This window comes from Alcanivorax sp. HI0083 (assembly GCF_001635175.1).
This window is the reverse complement of record NZ_LWFX01001499.1, coordinates 1-2,534: the sequence shown is the minus strand read 5'-3', so window position 1 is coordinate 2,534 and position 2,534 is coordinate 1. Positions and strand designations below refer to the sequence as shown.

Genomic DNA, 2,534 nt, shown 5'->3' with positions numbered 1-2,534 from the left:
CCCCACGATTTCCGTGACGACCTGACCGCCCTGAACCCCGGCACCAAGGTGTATGACGTTTACGCGACCTCCAAGTCCATCAAAACGTCCATCTTGCCCTGGGTCACCGAACGCTACGCCCGTGAACGCCGCAACAGCGCCGTTAAAGTCGGTGAGCTGGTTATGGCGTCCCCGTTCACCCTGTCCCAGTTCGGCGACACCGGCATCTTCTTCAAGCACCAACGGTACGAAGATCGCTAAGGGAGAGCGATAACCAGAGGTACACCCCTCAAGCCCGGGCGACGCAAGTCCCCCGGGCTTTTTTGTGTCTGCGCGGGCGGTCCCTGCCTCGTGCTCACCGGACGAGGGTGTCTTGCTTGTAGGATATGGCTTACAGAAAAAGCTAAACGGTTGATATAAAGTGATTTTCAGGGGAAGGGGAATTCGGGATAACTCAGGAAATAACCCGCTGCTTCGAGTTTTGTCAGGTGAGAAAGGTTATCAGCTTTTCTCCATCCTATTGTATTGGCTGGATCTTCTGGCGGAAGCGGGCGGTGGTTGATAAGAGTTATGTCGAAAAAAGATATGTCGAACGGTTCGGCTGAATACGCTGTTATGAATATGAGTAAACGACCTAACTTCATATATCTTGCTGGAATGGTTCCTGTCTTCTTCGTAGTAGGTCTTCTGGTATTCCTGACATTCGACAACTTGTTTACTGGTAGAGCTGTTTACGGAGATAAGTTTGGGAATGCTTATGAAGTTCAGGGAGTTGCCGCAATTTTGGTCAACTTCGGCATATTGGGGCTTGTTGGCTGGCTTGGTTCTTTCTTGGCTTTCTTGATATGGCGCAGCCCAAGGCTCATGCGGTTTCATCGAGCTATTGGGGTGGTTAGCAGTCTTTGTGTAGTGGGCGGGCTAGTATATGGGCTTTCATAACAAGCGGTGGCAGGCGGATCAAATTTCCGCTCGTTCCTCGCTTCAATTTGCCCGCTGCACCGGGCGTTAGGGGATGTAGTTCCCCCGCTTTAGTGGACACCTTCTCCTGGTCAAAGTACCTGCCCACATTCATTGGCGAATCCCATAAAAAAACGCCCACCTTCCGGTGGGCGTTTTGCGTGCAGCGTGATGCTTGAAACGTGCTGCGTGTCCTAATCAGAACCGGCCGTTCAGGCCCAGCCCCAGATTAGTAATTTCGTCACCACTACGATCCACCACCCGCATGTATTCCAGGTTGATGAACAGGGTTTTGGTGATGGTGAAGTCCACGCCCAGGCCCAGGGACAGGTCTTTGTAGTTTTCCCCGTCGGAGCCGCCGAAGGTGCTTTTCTCGGTGGTTTCCACGTAGGTGGCACCGATCAGGCCGTAGGGGCGTACGGGCATGGTGTTGGGGAATTGGCCGCGGAAGTAGGCGCCGTAGTAACGGTCGATTTCCAGGTCCACGTTGTTGCTGAGTTTATCGTCATCGACGCCCAGGCCCAGGCGTACTTCGCCGCCGAGGGTTTCGTCGCGGTTGATCCAGCTACCGAATTTGAATTGCAGCGCTTTGGGGTCGGCGCTGGAGGTGGTGTTATCCGGTTCGATGTCGCTGCTGATGATATCGATACCGGCAAAGCCGCCGGCGTTGGCGAAAAGGGGCATTGCCAAAGCAGCGGCAAACAGTACTTTTTTCATGGGTTCTCCCACTGGGTGTTAAGTCTCGACGCAATAATAGAGTGATTGTAGTGAAAAGTGGGGGCGACGGCGACCGGGAGTGTTACCGGGGAGGCAGGGCGGGGGCGAAAGTGGCAGGGGCGCCTGCAGGGGATGGCAAAAGCATCGCCTGCAGGCAGCCTCCTGCGGTTAGCTGTGAGGTTGCGGTTGGGGGTTAGTGGTCGTGATCATGATCATGTTCGTCGTGGTCATGGTCCCCGTCTTCTGCGTGTTCTTCGTGTGCACCGGCGAGGCCGGCCCAGGCCAGTGCGCCGGGGGTGAAGTTGAGGGACAGCGGGGTTTCTATGCTGCCTTCCTCCAAATGCACGACAACGATGGACTGGTTGCCGGCATCGGACAGGAAGGCATGGGCGGGTTCGCCGGCCACGGTCATGGCGACACGGCTGCCGTGACCACTGGCCGGAGGCGCGGCGGTTGCCGGATCAATGGCGTTTTCCACGTGGGCATGTTCGCTCCAGTCGGCGGTGTCGAAAATGCGCAGGTCGCCGGCGTCATCCAGTAGCACCAGGTGCTCGCCATGGGGGGCCAGGCTGTGGCTGTCCAGAGAGACGGCAGCGCCTTCTTTCCAGTCCAGTTCCTGCACGTCGCCATCATCCGGGGGGATGATCAGGATGCGATCACCAGCATAGCCAACGAAGTGTGGCATTTCGTGGTGGCTGTCGAAGCTGCCTACTCGCTCACTGCCGGTCAGTCCCAGGGCGGCGTTGTTCACGTGCTGGGCGGTGAAGTTTTCTCCGTCCTGGTGAACGATGAGCACGCCGTCGCTGCAACCGAACACGGAGTAATCTTCATTGGACCCGGCGCCATGAAGACCTGGGCAGTCCAGGCTGACGGTGCCTTCC

General features: G+C 56.8%; 3 protein-coding genes and 1 pseudogene. 2 read left to right on the top strand and 2 right to left on the bottom strand.

The genetic code is table 11. The annotated features are described in order from the left end of the window. Together A3754_RS28110 and A3754_RS22685 are read left to right on the top strand one after the other, a co-directional pair. A partial coding sequence (locus tag A3754_RS28110; RefSeq protein ID WP_197468791.1) for a hypothetical protein occupies nt 1-240 on the top strand: 240 nt, incomplete at its 5' end. A 309-nt stretch (nt 241-549) separates the two neighbouring features. Beyond that, on the top strand, nt 550-918 hold the full coding sequence (locus A3754_RS22685) for a hypothetical protein (protein ID WP_063521410.1): 369 nt from the start codon (nt 550-552) through the stop codon (nt 916-918). A 216-nt stretch (nt 919-1,134) separates the two neighbouring features. Here A3754_RS22685 and A3754_RS22680 read toward each other — a convergent pair whose 3' ends face one another. Then, a complete protein-coding gene (locus A3754_RS22680) occupies nt 1,135-1,653 on the bottom strand; it encodes an outer membrane beta-barrel protein (protein ID WP_063521409.1) in 519 nt (172 codons plus the stop codon). Between the two features lie 193 nt (nt 1,654-1,846). Beyond that, a pseudogene (locus A3754_RS28105) lies at nt 1,847-2,534 on the bottom strand (hypothetical protein); the annotation flags it as partial.

Coding starts and splice junctions, on each gene's coding strand:
- A3754_RS22680 (WP_063521409.1), bottom strand. CDS start 1,653: ATGAAAAAAGTACTGTTTGCCGCTGCTTTGGCAATGCCCCTTTTCGCC.
- A3754_RS22685 (WP_063521410.1), top strand. CDS start 550: ATGTCGAAAAAAGATATGTCGAACGGTTCGGCTGAATACGCTGTTATG.